Here is a 21,349-nt window from a genome sequence, read left to right on the forward strand (position 1 = left end):
CCGCCGGGGTTCAGGCGTCGCTGAACGCTTCCGGCGAGCGGCGCTCCAGCAGCGCCGGAATCTGCTGCGCGGGGACCGGCGGGCTGACCAGATAGCCCTGGGCGATGGGGCAGCCGAGCCGGCGCAGGCACTCGAGCTGCGCCATGTCCTCCACCCCCTCGGCGACCGCCGACAGGCCCAGGCCCTTGCAGAGCGCGAGGATCGAGCCGATGAGCGCCTCGTTGACGGCGGCGTGTGGCAATTCCTTGACGAAGTAGCGGTCGATCTTCAGGACGTCGAGCGGGAAGCGCTTGAGATGGGCGAGCGACGAATAGCCGGTGCCGAAATCGTCGATCGCCACCACGACGCCCAGCGCCTTCAGCGCCTCGATGCGTTCGATCGCGCTGTCGATGTCTTCCATGAAGATGTTCTCGGTCAGTTCGAGGTGCAGCGATCGCGCCGGCAGCCCCGATTGCGCGAGCGCGCCGCGAACCGTCGCGAGGAGCGCGTCGTGCCAGAACTCCTTGCTGGAGAGGTTGATCGCGACGTCCAGGCGGGATCCGGCGGCGTGCCAGCTGGCTGCCTGGCGGCACGCCGTGAGCAGGAGCGCGCGGCCGACGCCGACGATCTCGCCGGTGTCTTCGAGCAGCTCGAGGAACGCGGCAGGGGCGAGCAGGCCGCGGCGCGGATGGTTCCAGCGGATCAGCGCCTCGACGCCTTCGATCCGCCCCGAGGCGAGGTTGAGCTGCGGCTGGTAGTGGAAGGTGAATTCGTTCCGTTCCGCCGCATAGTGCAGTTCGGTCTCGAGCTGAAGCCGTTCCGCAGCCGCCGCGTTCATCCCCGCGTCGTAGAGCTGGAAGCGGCCGCGGCCGGCGCGCTTGGCATGGGCCATCGCCGTATCCGCGTTGCGCAGGAGGCGGGCGGCGTCGCCGCCGTCGTTCGGGTAGACGCTGATGCCGATGGTGCAGCCGGAGAACAGCTCCTGCCCGCCGATCTGATAGGGTGCGTTCAGGGTCGCCAGGATCTTCTCGACGATATGGAGGATCTGGTTGAGCCGGCGGGCATCGACGACGACGGCGAATTCGTCGCCGCCGAGCCGCGCGACGATGTCTTCGGCCCGCATGCTGCCGCGCAGGCGCCGCGCCACTTCGCAGATCAGGGCGTCGCCGCTGCCATGGCCGAGCGTGTCGTTGACGCGCTTGAAGCGGTCCAGGTCGACGACCATCACGCCCACCAGGTCATTGCGGCGCTGCGCGCGTGCCAGCGACTGTTCCAGGCGGTCGGCCAGCAGCATGCGGTTGGGCAGCGCGGTCAGCGTGTCGTGGGTGGCGAGGTGCTCGCGGTCGCGGCTGACCCGCCTGATGTAGTACACGATCACCGCCGCGACCACGGTGCCGAGTAGCAGCGCGAGGCCCGACAGCAGCGACATCCAGAAGCGTGCCTTGTCGTCCGCTTCGCGGGCCTTGAGGCTGGCGGCCAGCGCATGCTGCTGGGTTTCGGCGTCGAGCGCCGCGAGGGTGTCGAGCACGGCGTTCTGCGCCTGGGTGGCGCGGGCGAGCGCCTGCCCGTCGCCAATGCGGTCGAAATCGTTGCGGAGGCGATCGACCACCCGGCTCTGCAGCGGCTTGGCGATGCTCGTCAGGGCGCCCTGGCGGACGAGCAGCTGGCGTTCGCGCAGGTTGAGCGGCATCTCCAGCAGCGCCATGCGCGCATTGGCGAACGCCGTCCCGAACGCGTTGAACTGCAGAAAGAGGTCGTCGCGCTCGAACGGGTCCCGGCTCTCGGCCAGCCGGAACATGCACAGCGTCCGCTCGCGCGCGGCGGTCATCATCGCCTTGGTGAGGCGCAGCTTGCGCATGTGGATGTCGACGACGGTGCCGAGATTGTCGGTCGTCGTCTGCAGTTGCCGCAGGCCGATGGTGGTGACGAACAGGATCAGCAGCACCTGGACGACGAAACCCGCGAGCAGCGCGCGCTGCCAGTTCGCGGTCAGAACCGGATGCTTCGCGGACAGCGCGAGGGGGAGGCGGGCAGGAGACAGCATGCGGGTTTCGATCGACCGGGGTGCGCGCCCGCCGCCGACCGGGCGGAAGACGCGGGGTGGCCTGAGCGGGTGCGGTGCGTCAGGCCGGCAAGGCGGTCGGTCGGCACTCGGGCCCCGCCTGCGGGGCGCCGCGGCGCCGGCGGAAAAAAGACGATCGGGTCACTCCTGACGTATGGGCAAGGGGGCGCGAGGACAGCGGAGTCAGTCGCGCCGAATCGCTTGTTCAATCGGGTGCGGCGCGGAAAACTTGAGGGCTGCTGCCCCGCGCTGCCCGTAGGGTCAGGAATGGCGCAGGTGGGCCGCGATTTCCTCCACCGACATGCGGGTGGTGTCGATGACGGGCAGGCCATGACGGCGGAAGAAGCGTTCGGCGGCGCCGAGTTCCAGCCGGCACTGGTCAAGGCTGGCGTAGCGGCTGTCGGGGTAGCGCGCCTGGCGCAGTGCAGCCAGGCGCTCGGCCGAGAGGGTCAGCCCGCGCAGGCGCGGCAGGTGGGCGGTGAGCAGGGCGGGGAGGTCGCCCTGCTCGAGGTCGTCCGGTGTGAGGGGGTAGTTGGCCGCGCGCATCCCGTATTGGAGCGCGAGATAGAGCGCGGTCGGCGTCTTGCCGACACGCGACACCCCGACCAGGATCAGGTCGGCCTGGTCGAGGCGCTCCGGGTTGAGCCCGTCGTCCAGATTCAAGGCGAAGTTGACCGCGTCGATGCGCGTCTCGTAATCGGGGGCCATGCCGTGGGTATGGCCGCCGCTCGGGGTGGCGATCTGGCCGAGCGCGGCGCCGACGGCGGGGGCGACCAGGTCGAAGATGTCGAAGGTCTGGATGCCGGCGTCGCGCAGGACGGCGCGCAGCTGCGGGTCGGTCAGGCTGGAGAACACGAGCGGCCGGGGCGTGTCGAGAATGCGGCCGACCGCCTGCCGCACTTTGTCCACGCTGTCGACGAAGGGCAGTGTAATCAGGCTACACTCAAGACGAGGAAACTGCGCCATCACGCTCTTGGCGACGGATTCGACCGTCACGCCCGTGTGGTCGGAGACGCAAAACACGCTGTAACCGTTCATGGAGTTCACCTATGTCAGCTGAGTATATTGTGCCGCTGGACGCGCTTTCGATGGCGGATGTGCCGCGGGTGGGCGGCAAGAATGCCTCGCTCGGCGAAATGATCCGCCATTTGTCCGGGGCCGGGGTCAAGGTGCCGGGCGGCTTCGCCACGACTGCCCAGGCGTTCTGGGACTTTCTCGACCACAACGACCTGCGCGCGCGGATCAACGCGCGGCTGGCGGCGCTCGACGTCGCCGACGTGGTGGCGCTTGCGAAGGCGGGTGCCGAGATCCGCGCCTGGGTCGAGGCCGCCGCACTGCCGCCCGCGCTGGAGGCCGGCCTGCGCAGCGCCTACGCGGCGCTCGGCGACAACGTGTCGGTCGCGGTGCGCTCGTCGGCGACCGCCGAGGATCTGCCCGACGCATCGTTCGCCGGCCAGCAGGAGACCTACCTGCACGTGCGGGGCGCGGACGCCGTCGCGCTGAACGTGAGGAAGGTGTTCGCCTCGCTCTACAACGACCGCGCGATCGCCTATCGCGTGCACCACGGCTTCGAGCACGCCGACGTCGCGCTGTCGGCCGGCATCCAGCGCATGGTGCGGTCGGACATCGCCTGCTCCGGCGTGCTGTTCACGCTGGATACCGAATCGGGCTTTCGCGACGTGGTCTTCATCACGGCGGCCTACGGGCTGGGCGAAACCGTGGTGCAGGGCGCGGTCAACCCGGACGAGTTCTACGTGCACAAGCCGATGCTCGCGCAGGGCTTCCCCGCGGTCGTGCGGCGCGGGCTCGGCAGCAAGGCGGTGCGCATGGTGTGGCGCGACGGCCGGACCGTGACCGAGGAGACGCCGGTCGAGCTGCGGCGGCGGTATGCGCTGACCGACGCCGAGGTACTCGAACTCGCCAGGCAGGCGGTGCTGATCGAGCAGCACTACGGGCGGCCGATGGACGTCGAATGGGCGAAGGATGGCGAGACGGGCGAGCTGTTCATCGTGCAGGCGCGCCCCGAGACCGTGAAGGCGCGCGGCGTCGGCGGCGTCGAGCGCTACGTGCTGAAGGAGACCGGCGAGGTGCGCATCACCGGCCGCGCGATCGGCCAGAAGATCAGCAGCGGCACGGTGCGGGTGATCGCCAGCCCGGCTGAGATGAACCATGTCCAGGCGGGCGACATCCTGGTCACCGACATGACCGACCCCGACTGGGAGCCGGTGATGAAGCGCGCCGCGGCCATCGTCACCAATCGCGGCGGGCGGACCTGCCATGCGGCCATCATCGCGCGCGAGCTGGGCATTCCCGCCGTCGTCGGCGCGGGCCAGGCAACCACGGCGCTGAAGGACGGCGAGTTTGTGACGGTGTCGTGCGCCGAAGGCGATACCGGGCGGGTGTACGCCGGCAAGCTCGCCTTCGAGGTGGAGACGCTGGCGGGCGGGGCGCTGGCCGAGCCGCCCGTCAAGCTGATGATGAACGTCGGCAATCCCGAGCGCGCCTTCGAATTCGCCCAGATTCCCAACCACGGCGTCGGGCTCGCGCGGCTGGAGTTCATCATCGCCCGCATGATCGGCGTGCATCCGCTCGCGCTGCTCGACTATGCCGCGCAAGCACCTGACCTGCGCGCCGAGATCGACGCCCGTACCGCCGGTTATGCCGATCCGGTGACGTTCTACGTGGACAAGCTGGCCGAGGGAATCGCTACCCTGGCCGCGGCCTTCTGGCCGCAGCCGGTGATCGTGCGGCTGTCCGATTTCAAGTCGAACGAATATGCGAACCTTCTGGGCGGGGACCGCTACGAGCCGAAGGAGGAAAACCCCATGCTCGGCCTGCGCGGTGCGGCGCGCTACGTGTCGCAGCGGTTCCGGCCGGCGTTCGAGCTCGAGTGCCGCGCGCTGAAGAAGGTGCGCGAGACGCTCGGCTTCACCAACGTCGAGGTGATGATCCCGTTCGTGCGCACCGTCGACGAATGTGCGGCGGTGGTCGGCCTGCTGGCCGGGAACGGCCTCAGGCGCGGCGAACGCGGGCTGCGCGTGGTGATGATGTGCGAGATCCCGTCCAACGTGCTGCTCGCCGACGATTTCCTGGCGCACGTCGACGGCTTCTCGATCGGCAGCAACGACCTGACGCAGCTGACGCTGGGCATCGACCGTGATTCGGGCCTGGTGGCCGAGAGCTTCGACGAGCGCAACCCGGCGGTGAAGAGGCTGCTCGCCGACGCGATCGCCGCCTGCCGGCGGCACGGCAAGTATGTCGGCATCTGCGGCCAGGGGCCGAGCGACCACCCGGACCTCGCCGACTGGCTGGTGGCGCAGGGGATCGGCTCGATCTCGCTCAATCCCGACACCGTGGCCGCCACCTGGCGGCGGCTGGCCGGGCGCTGAGCGGGGCGGCTCATCGAGCCGGCCTGTCATTGAGCCATCACGGGCGATGGAGTAGAATCCGTCATCACCCGCCTCCGCTAAGAACATGACGAAGTACGTGTTTGTCACCGGCGGAGTGGTTTCTTCCCTCGGGAAAGGGATCGCCTCCGCCTCGCTCGCTGCGCTGCTCGAATCGCGCGGTATCCGTGTCACCCTGCTCAAGCTCGACCCCTACATCAACGTCGATCCCGGCACCATGAGTCCGTTCCAGCACGGCGAGGTGTTCGTGACCGAAGACGGCGCCGAGACCGACCTCGACCTGGGCCACTACGAGCGCTTTTCCAGCGCCCGCATGAGCAAGCGCAACAATTTCACCACCGGACAGATCTACAAGTCGGTCATCGACAAGGAGCGCCGCGGCGACTACCTCGGCGGAACCGTGCAGGTCATTCCGCACATCACCGACGAAATCAAGCGCCACATTCGCGATGGCGCGGCTGGCGCCGATGTGGCGTTGGTCGAGATCGGCGGCACCGTGGGCGACATCGAGTCGCTGCCCTTCCTCGAGGCGATCCGCCAGATGGGCTTCGAGGACGGCAAGGAGAACACCTGCTTCATCCATCTCACGCTGCTGCCCTACATCGCGACCGCCGGCGAGCTGAAGACCAAGCCGACCCAGCATTCGGTCAAGGAGCTGCGCGAGATCGGCATCCAGCCCGACATCCTGCTGTGCCGCGCGGACCGCGAGATCCCGGTCGACGAACGCCGCAAGATCGCACTCTTCACCAATGTGCGGCCGGAGGCCGTGATCGAGGTGCGCGACGCCGACTCGATCTACAAGATCCCGGCGATGCTGCACGACCAGATGCTCGACGAGATCGTCTGCCACAAGCTCAACATCCTCGCGCGTGCGGCCGACCTCACGGTGTGGAAGAACCTGGTGCACGCGCTGGAGCATCCGCAGCACACCGTCAATGTCGCCTTCGTCGGCAAATACGTCGACCTGACCGAATCCTACAAGTCGCTCTCCGAGGCGATGACCCACGCCGGCATGCATACGCGCAGCCGGGTGAAGATCCACTACATCGATTCCGAGCAGATCGAGAAGGACGGAACGGCGTGCCTCAAGGGCATGGACGCCATCCTGGTGCCGGGCGGCTTCGGCAAGCGCGGCGTCGAGGGCAAGATCGCCGCGATCCGCCATGCGCGCGAGAACAAGGTGCCGTATCTCGGCATCTGCCTCGGCATGCAGCTCGCCGTCGTCGAATACGCGCGCGATGTCGCGGGCATGAGCGATGCGCATTCCACCGAATTCGAACCGGCCACCACGCACCCGGTGATCGGTCTCATCACCGAGTGGCTCGACCGCACGGGCCAGGTCGAGAAGCGCAGCGAGCAGTCCGATCTCGGCGGCACCATGCGGCTCGGCGGACAGCCGTGCAACCTCAAGGCGGGTACGCTGGCGCGCGACATCTACGGGGCCGACACCATCGTCGAGCGCCATCGCCATCGCTACGAAGTCAACAACACGCTTCTGGCCGAGCTCGAGGCGAAGGGCCTGGTGGTGGCCGGCCGCGCGCCGGGCACCGACCTGTGCGAAATGGTCGAGCTGCCGCGCGAGGTCCATCCCTGGTTCGTCGGCTGCCAGTTCCATCCCGAGTTCACCAGCAATCCGCGCAACGGCCATCCGCTGTTCATCGCCTTCGTCAAGGCCGCGCTGGCGCAGCAGGAGCACGCCAAATGAAGCTCTGTCATTTCGAGGCGGGGCTCGACCAGCCCTTGTTCCTGATTTCCGGACCGTGCGTGATCGAATCCGAGCAGCTGGCGATGGATACCGCGGGCCAGCTCAAGGAACTGTGCGACGCGCTCGGCATACCGTTCATCTACAAGTCCTCGTTCGACAAGGCCAACCGCTCGTCGACCAAGTCCTTCCGGGGCCTCGGCCTCGACGAGGGGCTGCGCATCCTGTCCGAGGTGAAGGCCAAGATCGGCGTCCCGGTGCTCACCGACGTGCACGAGGATACGCCGCTGGAAGAGGTCGCCGCGGTCGTCGACGTGCTGCAGACGCCGGCCTTCCTGTGCCGCCAGACCAACTTCATCCAGAACGTGGCGCGCCAGGGGCGGCCGGTCAACATCAAGAAGGGCCAGTTCCTGGCGCCCTGGGACATGCAGAACGTGGTCGACAAGGCGCGCGAGGTCGGCAACGAGCAGATCATGGTGTGCGAGCGCGGCGTCAGCTTCGGCTACAACACGCTGGTGTCGGACATGCGCGGGCTTGCGATCATGCGTGCGACCGGATGCCCGGTCGTGTTCGACGCCACCCATTCGGTGCAGCAGCCGGGCGGGCAGGGCACGTCGAGCGGCGGCCAGCGCGAATTCGTGCCGGTGCTGGCGCGTGCCGCGGTGGCGACCGGCGTCGCCGGCGTGTTCGCCGAGACGCACCCCAATCCGGAATGCGCGCTGTCGGACGGTCCCAACGCGTGGCCGCTCGGCATGATGAAGGAATTGCTGGAAACGCTGAAGGAAATCGACGCGCTGGTGAAGCAGCGCGGCTTTGTCGAACATAAATTGATGAAAACCTGATCCGCGAAGGACGCGAAGAAAACCCGGGTTCTGCCTTGGCTCGACCGTGCGTCCCTTCGCGTCCTTCGCGGACGAGAACTGAATTCTGAGGAAACAAAGTGAGCGCAATCATTGATGTCATCGCCCGGGAAATCCTCGACTCCCGCGGCAATCCCACCGTCGAAGTCGACGTCCTGCTGGAATCCGGCGTGCTGGGCCGCGCGGCCGTGCCGTCGGGCGCGTCGACCGGCAGCCGCGAGGCGATCGAGCTGCGCGACGGCGACAAGTCGCGCTACCTGGGCAAGGGTGTGCTGCGGGCCGTCGAGCACGTCAACACCGAGATCTGCGAGGCGATCATCGGGCTGGATGTCGAGGACCAGGCCTTCATCGACAAGACCATGATCGAGCTCGACGGCACCGAGAACAAATCGCGCCTTGGCGCCAATGCGCTGCTGGCCGTGTCGATGGCCTGTGCCCGGGCCGCCGCCGAGCAGGCGGGGCTGCCGCTGTACCGCTACCTCGGTGGCGCGGCGCCGATGGCGCTGCCGGTGCCGATGATGAACATCATCAACGGCGGTGCGCACGCGAACAACAACATCGACATGCAGGAGTTCATGATCATCCCGGTCGGCGCGCCGAGCTTCCGCGAGGCACTGCGCTACGGCGCCGAGGTCTTCCATGCGCTGAAGAAGCTGCTGGACGACGCCGGCATGGCGACCACCGTCGGCGACGAAGGCGGCTTCGCACCCAACCTCGAATCGCACGAGGCGGCGCTGAAGCTGATCGTCCAGGCGATCGAGAAGGCCGGCCTGCAGCCCGGCATCGACGTTGCGATCGGCGTCGACTGCGCCAGCTCCGAGTTCTACAAGGACGGCCTCTACCATCTCGACTCCGAGGGCCTCAAGCTGACCGCGGCGCAGTTCGCCGACTACCTTGCCGCCTGGTGCGACAAATACCCCGTCATCAGCATCGAGGACGGCATGGCCGAGGGGGACTGGGACGGGTGGAAGCTCCTGACGGACAAGCTGGGCCGCCGGGTGCAGCTGGTGGGCGACGACCTTTTCGTCACCAACACGAAGATCCTCAGGGAAGGCATCGAGAAGAATATTGCCAACTCGATCCTCATCAAGGTGAACCAGATCGGCACCCTGTCCGAGACCTTCCAGGCCATCGAGATGGCCAAGCAGGCCGGCTACACCGCCGTGATCTCGCACCGCTCGGGCGAGACCGAGGACACCACGATCGCCGACCTCGCGGTCGCGACCAACGCGCGCCAGATCAAGACCGGTTCGCTGTCGCGTTCCGATCGCATGGCCAAGTACAACCAGCTGCTGCGCATCGAGGAAGAACTTGGCGACGCGGCGAGCTACCCCGGACGCGATGCGTTCCGCCAGCGCGGCTGATTCGGGCAGGCTGTTTGCGCGCATCCGTGCCCGGGGGCGGACCTGGGCGCTGGCGATCGCCATTGCGCTGCTGCAATATCCGCTCTGGCTGGGCCAGGGTGGATGGTTGCAGGTGCGCGAGGGCATGCAGAAAATCGAACTCCAGCGGGCACTGAACCAGCGCCTGCAGACCCGCAATGCAAGCTTGCTGGCCGAGCTCAACGACCTCAAGCAGGGGCGCGACGCGATCGAGGAGCGCGCGCGCAATGACCTGGGCATGATGGCGCCGGACGAATGGTTCGTCCGCGTCGTGCGGCCCAATCCGTCCAGTCGGGAAAACAAACAATGAGTGATCTGCAAATCGGCTTGCTGGCCGTGGGTGGGGTGGTCGTCGCCGCGGTGCTGGTATTCAACTGGATTCAGGAGCGGCGCTTCCGCAAGCAGGCGGACGCAGCCTTCCGGACGCCGGCGGGCGACGCGCTGATGCAGGGCGGCGTGCCGGCGCAAGACAGCCGCGAACGCGTCGAGCCTTCGCTGGACGAGCGGGCCTTCGATGCCGACGACGCCGACGTGCATGTGCAGCTGTCGGGGGCCGTGCCGGCCACGCCGGTAGAGGCAGCGCCGTCCGGCCGCGCCGAGCCCGCCCCGGCGGCGGCCCAGCCGTCGCGGACATCCGCCCAGGCCCCGGCCGCGCCGGCGGCGCCCTACGACGAACTGATCGAATACCGCGCCCGCATCGGCGGGGAAGGCGTGGTCGCGAGCGCGCTTGCGGGCGCATACAGCCAGACGCGCGCGCTGGGCAAGGCCGTGCGCTGGGCCGGCCTGCCGGCGGGGATGTCCGCCTGGGAGGAATTCCAGCCCTGGCGCGACGTCCGCTACCAGCAGCTGGTCGTCACCATGCAGCTGGCGGACCGCAATGGCGCCGTGCAGGAAGAACAGCTTGCCGCCCTGTGCGACGTGCTGCAGACCGCGGCACAGGCCAACGGCCTGCGTCTGGCGTGCGACGACATGGTCGATGCGCTCGAGCGCGCCCAGGCGATCGACCGCTTCTGCGTCGACGTCGACGTGCTGATCGGCCTCAACGTCGTCGCGCGCGGCGAGGGCGCGGTGAACCTGGCGCGCATCGTGCACGAAGCCGAGACGAGCGGGATGGCGCTCGGGGCCGATGGTGTGTTCCAGCTGCTCGACAGCCGCGGCGAGCCGCTCTACGCCCTGTGCAACCATGACGCCGAGCCCTTCGTCGCCGGCATGGTGGAAGGGCAGACCTCGCAGGGCGTCACCCTGCAGTTCGACGTGCCGCGCGTGCCGGACGGCCTCAAGGTGTTCGACGGCATGGTGGCATTCGGCCGCCGCCTCGCCAACGAGGTCGGCGGCATCCTGGTCGACGACAATCTGCGCCCGCTGACGGACGCAGGCATCGAGAAGATCCGCAGCCAGCTCCAGCAGATCTACGAGCGCATGGAAGCGCGCGGGGTGCCCTCCGGTTCGCGGCGATCCCTGCGTCTGTTCTCCTGATGAAACCCGATGTTCTGGCGCGCGCTGCCGCGCTGCGCCAGGAGATCGAACGCCACAACTACGCCTACTATGTCCTCGACGCGCCGACGATTCCGGACGCGGAATTCGATCGGCTGTTCCGCGAACTGCAGGAACTCGAGGCGGCCCATCCTGAACTTGCCACGCCCGATTCGCCCACCCAGCGTGTCGGCGGTCGCCCGCTCGATGCCTTTCCCAAGGTCCGCCACGCCGTGCCGATGCTGTCGATCCGCACCGAGACCGACACCGAGGCGAGCGGCGCGCGCGCCTTCGACGCGCGGGTGCGCAAGGAGCTCGGCCTCGCCGACGGTGATCCGCCGGTCGAATACAACGCCGAGCTGAAATTCGACGGCCTGGCGATCAATCTGCGCTACGAGCACGGCGTGCTGGTTCACGCCGTGACGCGCGGCGACGGCGAGACGGGCGAGGACGTCACCCAGAACGTCCGGACCGTCCACGCCATTCCGCTGCGCCTGCGCGCCGACAAGCCGCCGGCCGTGCTCGAGGTGCGCGGCGAGGTGTTCATGCGGCGCGACGCTTTCGAACGCTACAACGCCCGGCAGCGTGCCGCGGGCAGACCCACGCTGGTCAACCCGCGCAATGGCGCCGCAGGCAGCATTCGCCAGCTCGATCCCCGGCTTGCCGCCCAGCGTCCGCTGTCGTTCTTCGCTTACGGCCTCGGCGAGGTGCGGGCGTGGCCGCATGCCCCGGCGACCCACAGCGCGACGCTCGACGCACTGGAAAAGCTGGGCGTGCCGGTGTGCGCCGAGCGTCGCGTCTGCCGCGGCGCGGACGCGCTCGTCGCCTTTCATGCCGAGATCGCGGCGCGGCGCGACCGGCTGCCGTTCGACATCGACGGCGTGGTGTACAAGGTCAACCGGCTCGATCTGCAGCGCGAACTCGGCTTCGTCACGCGCGAGCCGCGCTGGGCGGTGGCGCACAAGTATCCGGCGCAGGAGCAGCTGACCGTGGTCGAGGCCATCGAGGTCCAGGTCGGGCGGACCGGCGCGCTGACGCCGGTCGCGCGCCTCGCGCCGGTGTTCGTCGGCGGCGTGACGGTGACCAATGCCACCCTGCACAACCAGGACGAGATCGACCGCAAGGACGTGCGCGTCGGCGATACGGTCATCGTGCGGCGGGCCGGCGACGTCATTCCCGAGGTCGTGTCCGTGGTGCCGGAGCGCCGTCCTCAGCCGGCGCCACCGCGCTTCGATCTGCTCAAGAGCTTTCCGGTCTGCCCGGAGTGCGGCTCGCACGTGGTGCGCCTCGAAGACGAAGCGGTCGCGCGCTGTACCGGCGGCCTCTATTGTCCGGCGCAGCGCAAGCAGGCCCTGCTCCACTTCGCGTCGCGCCGCGCGATGGACATCGAAGGCCTGGGCGACAAGCTGGTCGACCAGCTCGTCGAGCGCGGCCTGGTGCACACGCCGGCCGATGTTTACCGCCTCGACCTCGCTACGCTCGCAGGCCTTGAGCGCATGGCCGAAAAGTCGGCGGCCAATCTGCTGGTGGCGATCGAAGCCAGCAAGACCACGACGCTGGCGCGTTTCATCTTCGCGCTGGGCATCCGTAATGTCGGGGAAACCACCGCCAAGGACCTGGCCCGCCATTTCGGCTCGCTCGACACGCTGCTTGCCGCGACGGAGGACGAGCTGATTGCGGTGCGCGACGTCGGCCCCATCGTCGCGCAGTCGATCGTGCAGTTCTTCGCCGAGCGGCACAACCTCGACGTGGTCCGCAAGCTGCGTGACGCCGGCGTGCACTGGCCGGAATCGGCCGGGATGCAGCAGTCGGCTGGTATCCTAGCGGGCAAGACGCTGGTGCTGACCGGGACGCTGCCGACGCTGACCCGCGACGCCGCCAAGGAGAAGATCGAGGCCGCAGGCGGCAAGGTGGCAGGGTCGGTGTCGAAGAAGACCGACTATGTCGTCGCGGGCGAGGAGGCCGGCAGCAAGCTGGCCAAGGCGCAGGAACTCGGGGTGACGATCCTCGACGAGGCCGGGCTGCTGGCCCTGCTGGGGCCGGCGCACCGGAAGCCCGGCCAGCAGGGTTTTGATTTCTGAACCAAGAACAAACAGGGAAGAGACATGCAAAAAGTCAAGAAAGCCGTGTTCCCGGTTGCCGGCCTCGGCACCCGGTTTCTGCCGGCGACCAAGGCCAGCCCGAAGGAGATGCTGCCCATCGTCGACAAGCCGCTGATCCAGTATGCGGTCGAGGAGGCGATGGACGCGGGCATCACCGACATCATCTTCATCAGCAGCCGCACCAAGCGCACCGTCGAGGACCATTTCGACAAGGCCTACGAACTGGAGACCGAACTCGCGGCGCGCGGCAAGAATCGCGTGCTCGACCTCGTCCAGTCGATCCGCCCCGCCGGCGTCAATTTCATCTACATCCGCCAGGCCGAGGCACTCGGCCTGGGCCATGCGGTGCTGTGCGCGCAGCCGGTGGTCGGCAACGAGCCGTTCGCCGTCATCCTCGCCGACGACCTCATCGACGGCAACCCGCCGGTCATGAAGCAGATGGTCGACCAGTACGACTACTACCAGTGCTCGGTGCTCGGCGTGCAGCAGGTCGCGCCCGAGGAAACCGCATCCTACGGCATCGTCGACGCGACGCCGATGGCGGAACGCATCTCGCGCGTCAACGCCATCGTCGAGAAACCCAAGCCCGAGGACGCGCCCTCGACCCTGGGCGTGGTGGGACGCTACATCCTGACGCCGCGCATCTTCCATCACATCCAGAACCTGAAGCCGGGCGCGGGCGGCGAACTGCAGCTCACCGACGCCATTGCCGCGCTGCTGAAGGAGCAGCAGGTGCTGGCCTACGCCTACGACGGCATCCGCTACGACTGCGGCAGCAAGCTCGGCTACCTGCAGGCGACCGTCGAATATGCCTTGAAGCACAGCGAAGTCAGCGAAGGCTTCAGCGCCTACCTCAAGTCGCGCGTCTGTTGAGGCACATGCCGCCGGGATTGCCGGGCGGGCCTGTGTCTGCCTGAGCCGAACCGGTTCTGCTCATTCGTCCTGCCAGGCATCGGCCTGGGGCGCCGGGATCATGCGCGGAATCCGTGCCTTGCAATTGGGGTACGCCTGCGCGACCGTCACGACCACGTAGCGCCGCGCCGTCGGCCAGACATCGGCATGCGCGGCAGCCTCCTCGACGATGCGCGCGCGACCGTTCACCCGCATGCGCGTCCGCTGCTGGAAATCGACGAACAGCAGGCCGACATGCGGATTCGCCAGAATATTGCCGAGTGAGTTGTAGAGCCTGTTGCCGGAGAAATCGGGGAATACCAGCGTACGTTCGTCCTGCACCCGCAGCAGGGGATAGGGCTCGCCCGAGGCATTGGGTTCGCGTCCGCGAAAGCTGCAGTCGCATTCCCCGCGTGCATTGGCCGTGGCCAGAAAGAAGAACGGCTGGCTTTCCAGGAAAGTTGCCAGCGCAGGCGTCAGGCGGTCGCGCAGCATGGCCGCCAGCCGCGCCCCGTCCCACGTCGGCCCGCCGTGGAAGCGGCGTTGTGCCTCGATTTCGCCCGGGTGCAGCAGGGGCGGGGTGCCCGTATCGTGCATGGTTTCTTGCCTCCGATGACACCTACAAGCCCAGGTCGCTCAGCCCTGGATGCTCGTCCGGACGACGGCCCAGCGGCCAGAAGAACTTGCGGTCGGCGTCCCTGATCGGCAGGTCGTTGATGCTCGCATGGCGGTGCGTCATGAATCCCTGTTCGTTGAACGCCCAGTTCTCGTTGCCGTAGGAGCGGTACCACTGGCCCGAGTCGTCGTGCCATTCGTAGGCGAAGCGCACTGCGATGCGGTTGCCGCCGCAGGCCCACAGTTCCTTGATCAGACGATAGTCGAGTTCACGCGCCCACTTGCGTTCGAGAAAGCGCTGCACTTCCGCGCGGCCGGCCGGGAATTCGGCGCGGTTGCGCCAGCGCGTGTCTTCCGTGTACACCAGCACCACGCGCGCGGGGTCGCGCGTGTTCCAGGCGTCCTCGGCCATGCGCACCTTCTGTCGGGCACTGTCCTCGGTGAAGGGGGGAAGGGGCGGTTTGGTTTCCATGGGATCTCCCGGGTTGGGGTAGACAGGTCTGTCTACATGGGCCCAGTCTAGTCGGTGTAGACAGATCTGTCTACAATGCCGGCATGACACCCGATCCCCAGGGCTCCGGCACGCCTTCCGCCCGCGACCGCATCCTGCACACCGCGCACGATCTCTTCTACCGCGACGGCATACGCGCCACCGGCATCGACCGCGTCATCGCCGAGTCGGGCGTGGCCAAGCTCACCTTCTACCGGCATTTCCCCAGCAAGAACGACCTGATCCGCGCCTATCTGGACTATCGCCACCAGCGCTGGCTGGCCTGGTTCGCGGGCGCGCTGGCGCGGCACGGCGGCGGGGCGGACGCCATCGTACCGGCGGTGGGGGAGTGGCTGCGCGATCCGGGCTACCGCGGCTGCGCCTTCATCAACAGCGTGAGCGAACTCGCCGGCAGCCTGCCCGAGGTCGTCGACATCACACGCGCGCACAAGGCCGACGTGGCCGCTGCCATCGCCGCCGTGCTGCCGGCCTCGCGCCAGCGCGCCAAGCTGGCGCAGGCGATCGCGCTGGCCATCGACGGCGCCATCGTGCGCGCGCAGTTCGACACCACGCCCGACGTGGCGCTGGATGCACTGAAGCGCATCGTCAAATCGCTGCTGGCGGAATAGAAGGCTCGCTGCCGTGCCGCCAGACGGCGGCTTCGAGTGCGTCGCCCGGCGCCATGCCCTGCGCGAGCAAGGCCACGACGATCCCGGTTAGACGGTCGCCCGAACCTGCCTGGGCGAGATGCGGGCCGCCGGTCGTGTTGATCGCATAGCGGCCCTGCGGGTGCGTGACGACGGTGCCTGCGCCCTTGAGGGCGACGTGGGCGCGGAAACGGCGGGCGAGCATGCTTGCCGCGGCAATCCGGTCGGCCTGCACGTCGTACGTGCCGCATGCGAGCAGACGCGCGGCCTCGCCGGGGTGCGGGGTCAGCAGCGTCGGCGCGGTGCGTCGCGCCGCCATTTCGCTCAGGGCCGGATCGCCCGCCAGCAGGTTGAGGGCATCGGCATCCAGGACCAGCGGACAGGTCGAGGCGAGCGCGGTTTCGAGCAGTACGCGTGCCTGCGCGGCCTGGCCCAGGCCCGGGCCGAGTGCCAGCACGTCGAGCGGCGCGGCGACCAGACGTTCCGGCGGCGCAAACATCAGGCGCGGCTCGCCATAGTCGACCGCTACGCGCGCATCGAGCACGCCCAGCGTGACCGCACCTGCGCCGTACGCCAGCGCCGCACGTCCGGCGATGAGCGCCGCGCCGACCATGCCTTGCGCACCGCCGACCACGCCGGCATGGCCGAAGACGCCCTTGTGGCTGTTGCGCGGCCGCGGCGGCAGGCGATGGCGCGCTTCCAGCCGGGTCAGCGCGCTGCCGGCGACGGCCGGCAGCATGTCCGGTTCGACGCCCAGCGCGTCGAGATGGAGGGTGCCGGCATGGTCCGGTCCGTCGGCGGTCAGCAGCCCCGGCTTCAAGCCGAGAAAGGTCAGCGTGTGGTCGGCACGCACGGCGCAGCCACGGACCTGGCCGGTGTCGCCGTCGAGGCCGCTGGGCACGTCGAGCGCCAGCCGGGGGCAGGCCATGGCGTTGGCGAGCCCGATCCAGCGCGCGTCCTCGCCTTCGATCGCGCGCACCAGACCGACTCCGTAAAGCCCGTCGACCACCAGCCCGAAGGATTGCCCCGCCGGGACGTCCGTGAGCGCGTTTCCTCCCGCGTCGCGCCAGTCGGCCCAGGCGCGCGCGGCATCGGGCGGCAGGCGGGCCGGATCGGCGCGGCTCACGACGACCACGCGAAATCCCTGGGCGGCAAGCAGCCGAGCGGTCACGAGGGCGTCGCCGCCGTTGTTGCCGGGGCCGGCGAGGACCAGGATCGGCTCGCCGGTATCCCGGGCGAGCATGCAAGCCAGATCGGCCGCGGCGGCGCCGGCGCCCGCCATCAGCGGACGGCCGGGATGGGCGGCGGTCCAGCGGTGCTCGATTTCGCGAAGGTCGGCAGCGGCGAACAGCGGCGGCGAGACGAGCGTGAACGGATCGATCGGCATCGGGGGCAAGCTCGAAGTGGGCGTGGGTGCATCTTAATCCGGCGGCCGGGGCGACTTGCAAGCGCGGCGACGGAATCTACACTTCGAAGCATCCGGATGTTTGCAGGACGCTGCCATGGATATTCGTCATCGCAACCCCGGGGGGGCGCCGGTCGTGCAGTGCGCCGACGAAGACACCTGCACGGTGTTCAGCTGCGAAGTCTGTCTGGTGGAAATCCCCCCCGATGCAGTCAAGCTGATGGATGCGCAGGACTACGTCCATCATTTCTGCGGCCTCGATTGCCTCGAAATCTGGCAGCGGCAGGCCGCCCACCCGCAACCGGCCCGTCCGGCGAGGCGCTTCGATCGGCTAAAATAGCGTCTTTGCCCTGTTTGCAAAGACGCACATGTCTTCCATCGTATCGCTCCCCGGCAGCGCCGCGCTGTCCGTCTTCCGACTCGACAAAATTCGCCAGGAGGCGGCCCGGCTCGGGGTGGCGTTGGGCGAGGTGAAGGCGCGCTACTGGCACTTCCTCGAACTCGACGCGGAACTGGATGCGGCGGCGCAGGCGCAGGTCGACCGGACGCTCGCCTACGGCACGCCGACCGACGTGCCGGCGGCCGGCGAGGTGCGGATTCTGGTCACGCCGCGCCCCGGCACGATTTCGCCGTGGTCGTCGAAGGCGACGGACATCCTGCGGAACAGCGGCCTTGCGCAGCTGCGCCGCATCGAGCGCGGCGTGGCCTATTCGCTGCGCGATCCGCAGGGCGCAGCCCTGTCGGACGAAGCGCTCGCCGCGGTGCTGCCGCTGCTGCACGACCGCATGACCGAGGCCGTGCTGCAGTCGCTCGACGCGGCGCGCCAGCTGTTCCAGCACGTGCCGCCGCGCGCGCTGCTGAGCGTCGATGTCCTCGCGGGCGGGCGCGCCGCGCTGGAGGCGGCCAACCGCGAACTGGGGCTCGCGCTGTCCGACGACGAGGTCGCGTATCTGGTCGACAATTTCAGCCGCATGGGGCGCAACCCCACCGACGTCGAGCTGATGATGTTCGCGCAGGCCAACTCCGAGCATTGCCGCCACAAGATCTTCAACGCCGCCTGGGTGATCGACGGCGAGGCGCAGGCGAAGTCGCTGTTCGGCATGATCCGCGACACCCACGCCGCGCACCCCGCGGGGACGGTGGTGGCCTACTCCGACAATTCGTCGGTGATCGAGGGGGCCGAGATCGAGCGCTTCTACCCGCGCGCCGACGGCAGCTATGCCTACAGCAGCGAACTGACCCACGTGCTGATGAAGGTCGAGACGCATAACCACCCGACCGCGATCTCGCCCTTCCCGGGTGCGGCCACCGGCAGCGGCGGCGAGATCCGCGACGAGGGCGCCACCGGCGTCGGCTCCAAGCCCAAGGCCGGCCTCGCCGGCTTCTCGGTGTCGAATCTCAATATTCCCGGCTTCGAGCAGCCCTGGGAGGTCGAGCCCTACGGCAAGCCCGACCGCATCGTCAGCCCGCTGGCGATCATGCTCGAGGGCCCGATCGGCGCCGCCGCCTTCAACAACGAGTTCGGCCGGCCCAACCTCGCCGGCTATTTCCGCACCTTCGAGGAAACCGTCGCCGGCGAGCGGCGCGGCTATCACAAGCCGATCATGCTGGCCGGCGGCGTCGGCATGATCCGCGACGACCATGTGCACAAGAAGCTGCTGCCGACGGGCACCCTGCTGATCCAGCTCGGCGGCCCCGGCATGCTGATCGGGCTGGGCGGCGGCGCGGCCTCGTCGATGGACACCGGCGCCAACGCAGCCGATCTCGATTTCGATTCGGTGCAGCGCGGCAATCCGGAGATGGAGCGGCGTGCGCAGGAGGTCATCGACCGCTGCTGGCAGCTGGGCGAGGCGAACCCGATCCTGTCGATCCACGACGTCGGCGCCGGCGGACTGTCGAATGCGCTGCCCGAGCTGGTGCATGGCGGCGGCCGCGGCGGCCGCTTCGAGCTGCGCGCCGCGCCGTCGGAGGAATCCGGCATGTCGCCGCGCGAGATCTGGTGCAACGAGGCGCAGGAGCGCTACGTGCTGGCGATCCCGCCGGCGCGCCTCGACGAGTTCCGCGCGATCTGCGAGCGCGAGCGCTGCCCGTTCGCCGTGCTGGGCGAGGCCACCGAGGAGAACCACCTCTTGGTCACCGACAGCCACTTCGGCAACGCGCCGGTCGACGTCAGCCTCGACGTCATCCTCGGCAAGCCGCCGAAGATGACGCGCGACGTCGCGCACCGGCCGGCCACGCCGGCGCCGCTCGCACTCGACGGCATCGACCTCAAGGATGCGGCCTACCGCGTGCTGGCGATGCCCGGCGTGGCGTCCAAGATGTTCCTGATTTCCATCGGCGACCGCACCGTCGGCGGCCTCACCGTGCGCGACCAGTGCGTCGGGCCGTGGCAGGTGCCGGTCGCCGACTGCGCGATCACGCTCGCCGGCTACAAGACCGTGCAGGGCGAAGCCTTCTCGATCGGCGAGCGTGCGCCGCTGGCGCTGATCGATGCGCCGGCCTCGGGCCGCATGGCCATCGTCGAGGCGATCACCAACCTCGCCGCGGCGCGCGTCGACGGGCTCGGTCAGGTGAAGCTGTCGGCGAACTGGATGGCGCCGGCCGGCCATCCGGGCGAGGACGCCGCGCTGTTCGACACCGTCGCCGCGGTCTCGCAGTACTGCCAGGCGCTCGGCGTGTCGATCCCGGTCGGCAAGGACTCGATGAGCATGAAGACCGTGTGGCAGGGGGGCGCGGAGAAGAAGACCGTGACCTCGCCGATCTCGCTGGTGATCTCGGCCTTCGCCACCACGCCCGACGCCACCTGCCACCTGACGCCGCAGCTGCGCACCGACGCCGGCGACACCGACCTCGTCCTGATCGACCTCGGCCGCGGCAAGAACCGTCTGGGTGGATCGAGTTTCGCCCAGGCCTACAGGCAGGTCGGTGACCGCGGCCCGGACGCGCCGCTGGCCGAGGCGCTCAAGGCCTTCTTCGATACCGTGCAGGCGCTGAACGCCGACGGCAAGCTGCTCGCCTATCACGACCGCTCCGACGGCGGCCTGTTCGCGGCGCTGTGCGAAATGGCCTTCGCGGGCCATTGCGGGGTCGAGGTCGACGTCGACGAGCTGTGCTCGGAGAAGATCCGTCACGACGCCGAGGACGATGGCGTCCCCGAGCCGGACATGCGCGACCCGCGCGGCTACTCCGAGCGCATTTTCAACGTGCTGTTCAGCGAGGAGGCGGGCGCCGTGCTGCAGGTGCGCCGTTCCGACACCCAGGCGGTGATGGAGTCCTTCTTCGCCGCGGGGCTGCGCGGCGAGTTCTACATCATCGGCCAGCCCAGCGCGGGCGATCGCGTGCGCGTGTCGCGCCGCGAGCGCGTGGTCCTCGACGAGGCGCGCACCGACCTGCAGCGCGCCTGGGCGCGCACCAGCTGCGAGATGGCGAAGCTGCGCGACAACCCGGCCTGCGCCGAGCAGGAATATGCGAGCCACGCCGACGCGGCCGATCCCGGCCTGCGCTGCGCCCCCACCTTCGATGTCGAGGACGACATTGCGGCGCCGTTCGTCGCTACCGGGAAACGGCCGCGCGTGGCCGTGCTGCGCGAGCAGGGCGTCAATGGCCAGGTCGAGATGGCCGCGGCCTTCGACGCCGCCGGTTTCGCGGCGGTCGACGTCCACATGAGCGACATTCTCGCGGGCCGTGCGCGCCTGGCCGATTTTGCCGGCCTCGCCGCCTGCGGCGGCTTCAGCTACGGCGACGTGCTCGGCGCGGGCGGCGGCTGGGCCAAGTCGATCCTGTTCAATCCGCGTGCGCGCGACGAGTTTTCGGCCTTCTTCCAGCGTGGCGACACGTTCGCGCTGGGGGTGTGCAACGGCTGCCAGATGATGAGCCAGCTGCACGACCTGATTCCCGGCGCCGAGGCCTGGCCGCGCTTCGAACGCAACCTGTCGGAGCAATTCGAGGCGCGCTTCGCGCTGGTCGAGGTGCTCGATTCCCCCTCGCTGTTCTTCGCCGGCATGGCGGGCTCGGTGATGCCGATCGCGGTGTCGCACGGCGAAGGCCGGGTGGACTTCCGCGATCCCGCGCATGCCGCGCGGGCGCTTGCGACCCTTCGCTATGTCGACCATCGCGGCGCGCCGACCGAGACCTATCCGATGAACCCGAATGGCTCGGCCGGCGGCCTGACCGGCTTCACGACGCCCGATGGGCGCTTCAGCATCCTGATGCCGCATCCAGAGCGGGTGTTCCGCGCCGCCCAGCTGTCCTGGCGGCCCGACGGCATGACCGGCGACGGCCCGTGGCTGCGGATGTTCCGCAACGCCCGGCGCGCGGTTGGGTGATGCGCGTTG

16 protein-coding genes are annotated in these 21,349 nt (G+C 68.8%); 11 read left to right on the forward strand and 5 right to left on the reverse strand.

Going from position 1 to position 21,349, the window contains the following annotated elements; all coding sequences use genetic code 11:
• Positions 1 to 10: 10 nt before the first annotated feature.
• Both VA613_RS03425 and VA613_RS03430 read right to left on the reverse strand, forming a co-directional pair.
• Entirely contained in the window at positions 11 to 2,023 is a 2,013-nt protein-coding gene (locus VA613_RS03425) for a putative bifunctional diguanylate cyclase/phosphodiesterase (protein ID WP_324780462.1), read from the reverse strand.
• 279 nt (positions 2,024 to 2,302) lie between these two features.
• Positions 2,303 to 3,079, reverse strand: a complete 777-nt coding sequence (locus VA613_RS03430) for a pyruvate, water dikinase regulatory protein (protein WP_324780463.1) — start codon at positions 3,077 to 3,079, stop codon at positions 2,303 to 2,305.
• An 11-nt stretch (positions 3,080 to 3,090) separates the two neighbouring features.
• On the opposite strand from VA613_RS03430, the gene ppsA reads away from it, so the two are divergent.
• From ppsA to galU, 8 genes are all read left to right on the forward strand, one after another.
• A complete protein-coding gene (ppsA, locus tag VA613_RS03435; RefSeq protein WP_324780464.1) occupies positions 3,091 to 5,430 on the forward strand; it encodes a phosphoenolpyruvate synthase in 2,340 nt (779 codons plus the stop codon).
• 85 nt (positions 5,431 to 5,515) lie between these two features.
• Positions 5,516 to 7,153 (forward strand): CTP synthase, encoded by a 1,638-nt coding sequence (locus VA613_RS03440; protein WP_324780465.1) that lies wholly within the window; start codon positions 5,516 to 5,518, stop codon positions 7,151 to 7,153.
• Positions 7,150 to 7,992, forward strand: a complete 843-nt coding sequence (kdsA, locus tag VA613_RS03445) for a 3-deoxy-8-phosphooctulonate synthase (protein ID WP_324780466.1) — start codon at positions 7,150 to 7,152, stop codon at positions 7,990 to 7,992. The genes VA613_RS03440 and kdsA overlap by 4 nt, the downstream gene beginning before the upstream one ends.
• 98 nt (positions 7,993 to 8,090) lie before the next feature.
• The gene (eno, locus tag VA613_RS03450; RefSeq protein ID WP_324780467.1) at positions 8,091 to 9,374 is read left to right on the forward strand and encodes a phosphopyruvate hydratase; all 1,284 of its coding nucleotides are present in this window, start codon (positions 8,091 to 8,093) and stop codon (positions 9,372 to 9,374) included.
• Positions 9,352 to 9,702 (forward strand): cell division protein FtsB, encoded by a 351-nt coding sequence (gene ftsB / locus VA613_RS03455; protein WP_324780468.1) that lies wholly within the window; start codon positions 9,352 to 9,354, stop codon positions 9,700 to 9,702. The genes eno and ftsB overlap by 23 nt, the downstream gene beginning before the upstream one ends.
• Positions 9,699 to 10,868, forward strand: coding sequence for a cell division protein ZipA C-terminal FtsZ-binding domain-containing protein (locus VA613_RS03460; RefSeq protein ID WP_324780469.1), 1,170 nt, complete (start codon positions 9,699 to 9,701; stop codon positions 10,866 to 10,868). Before ftsB ends, VA613_RS03460 begins: the two co-directional genes overlap by 4 nt.
• Positions 10,868 to 12,946, forward strand: a complete 2,079-nt coding sequence (gene ligA, locus VA613_RS03465; RefSeq protein WP_324780470.1) for an NAD-dependent DNA ligase LigA — start codon at positions 10,868 to 10,870, stop codon at positions 12,944 to 12,946. The genes VA613_RS03460 and ligA overlap by 1 nt, the downstream gene beginning before the upstream one ends.
• A 24-nt stretch (positions 12,947 to 12,970) precedes the next feature.
• Complete coding sequence (gene galU, locus VA613_RS03470; protein ID WP_324780471.1) at positions 12,971 to 13,840, forward strand: UTP--glucose-1-phosphate uridylyltransferase GalU; 870 nt, start codon at positions 12,971 to 12,973, stop codon at positions 13,838 to 13,840.
• 60 nt (positions 13,841 to 13,900) lie between these two features.
• Here galU and VA613_RS03475 read toward each other — a convergent pair whose 3' ends face one another.
• Both VA613_RS03475 and VA613_RS03480 read right to left on the reverse strand, forming a co-directional pair.
• The gene (locus VA613_RS03475) at positions 13,901 to 14,455 is read right to left on the reverse strand and encodes a pyridoxamine 5'-phosphate oxidase family protein (RefSeq protein WP_324780472.1); all 555 of its coding nucleotides are present in this window, start codon (positions 14,453 to 14,455) and stop codon (positions 13,901 to 13,903) included.
• A 22-nt stretch (positions 14,456 to 14,477) separates the two neighbouring features.
• Complete coding sequence (locus tag VA613_RS03480) at positions 14,478 to 14,945, reverse strand: nuclear transport factor 2 family protein (RefSeq protein WP_324780473.1); 468 nt, start codon at positions 14,943 to 14,945, stop codon at positions 14,478 to 14,480.
• A gap of 83 nt (positions 14,946 to 15,028) precedes the next feature.
• On the opposite strand from VA613_RS03480, the gene VA613_RS03485 reads away from it, so the two are divergent.
• Positions 15,029 to 15,592 (forward strand): TetR/AcrR family transcriptional regulator, encoded by a 564-nt coding sequence (locus tag VA613_RS03485; protein ID WP_324780474.1) that lies wholly within the window; start codon positions 15,029 to 15,031, stop codon positions 15,590 to 15,592.
• Here VA613_RS03485 and VA613_RS03490 read toward each other — a convergent pair.
• Positions 15,570 to 16,997 carry an NAD(P)H-hydrate dehydratase gene (locus tag VA613_RS03490; protein ID WP_324780475.1) on the reverse strand — a complete coding sequence of 476 codons (1,428 nt, stop codon included), beginning with the start codon at positions 16,995 to 16,997 and terminating at the stop codon, positions 15,570 to 15,572. The genes VA613_RS03485 and VA613_RS03490 overlap by 23 nt on opposite strands.
• A gap of 115 nt (positions 16,998 to 17,112) precedes the next feature.
• Between VA613_RS03490 and VA613_RS03495 the strand changes: the two genes are divergently transcribed.
• Positions 17,113 to 17,355, forward strand: coding sequence for a DUF3330 domain-containing protein (locus VA613_RS03495; RefSeq protein WP_324780476.1), 243 nt, complete (start codon positions 17,113 to 17,115; stop codon positions 17,353 to 17,355).
• Positions 17,356 to 17,383: 28 nt separating this feature from the next.
• Positions 17,384 to 21,340, forward strand: a complete 3,957-nt coding sequence (gene purL / locus VA613_RS03500) for a phosphoribosylformylglycinamidine synthase (RefSeq protein WP_324780477.1) — start codon at positions 17,384 to 17,386, stop codon at positions 21,338 to 21,340.
• Positions 21,341 to 21,349 lie beyond the last annotated feature (9 nt).

The sequence above is a fragment of the Thiobacillus sp. SCUT-2 genome, from assembly GCF_035621355.1.
Lineage (GTDB): Bacteria > Pseudomonadota > Gammaproteobacteria > Burkholderiales > Thiobacillaceae > Thiobacillus > Thiobacillus sedimenti.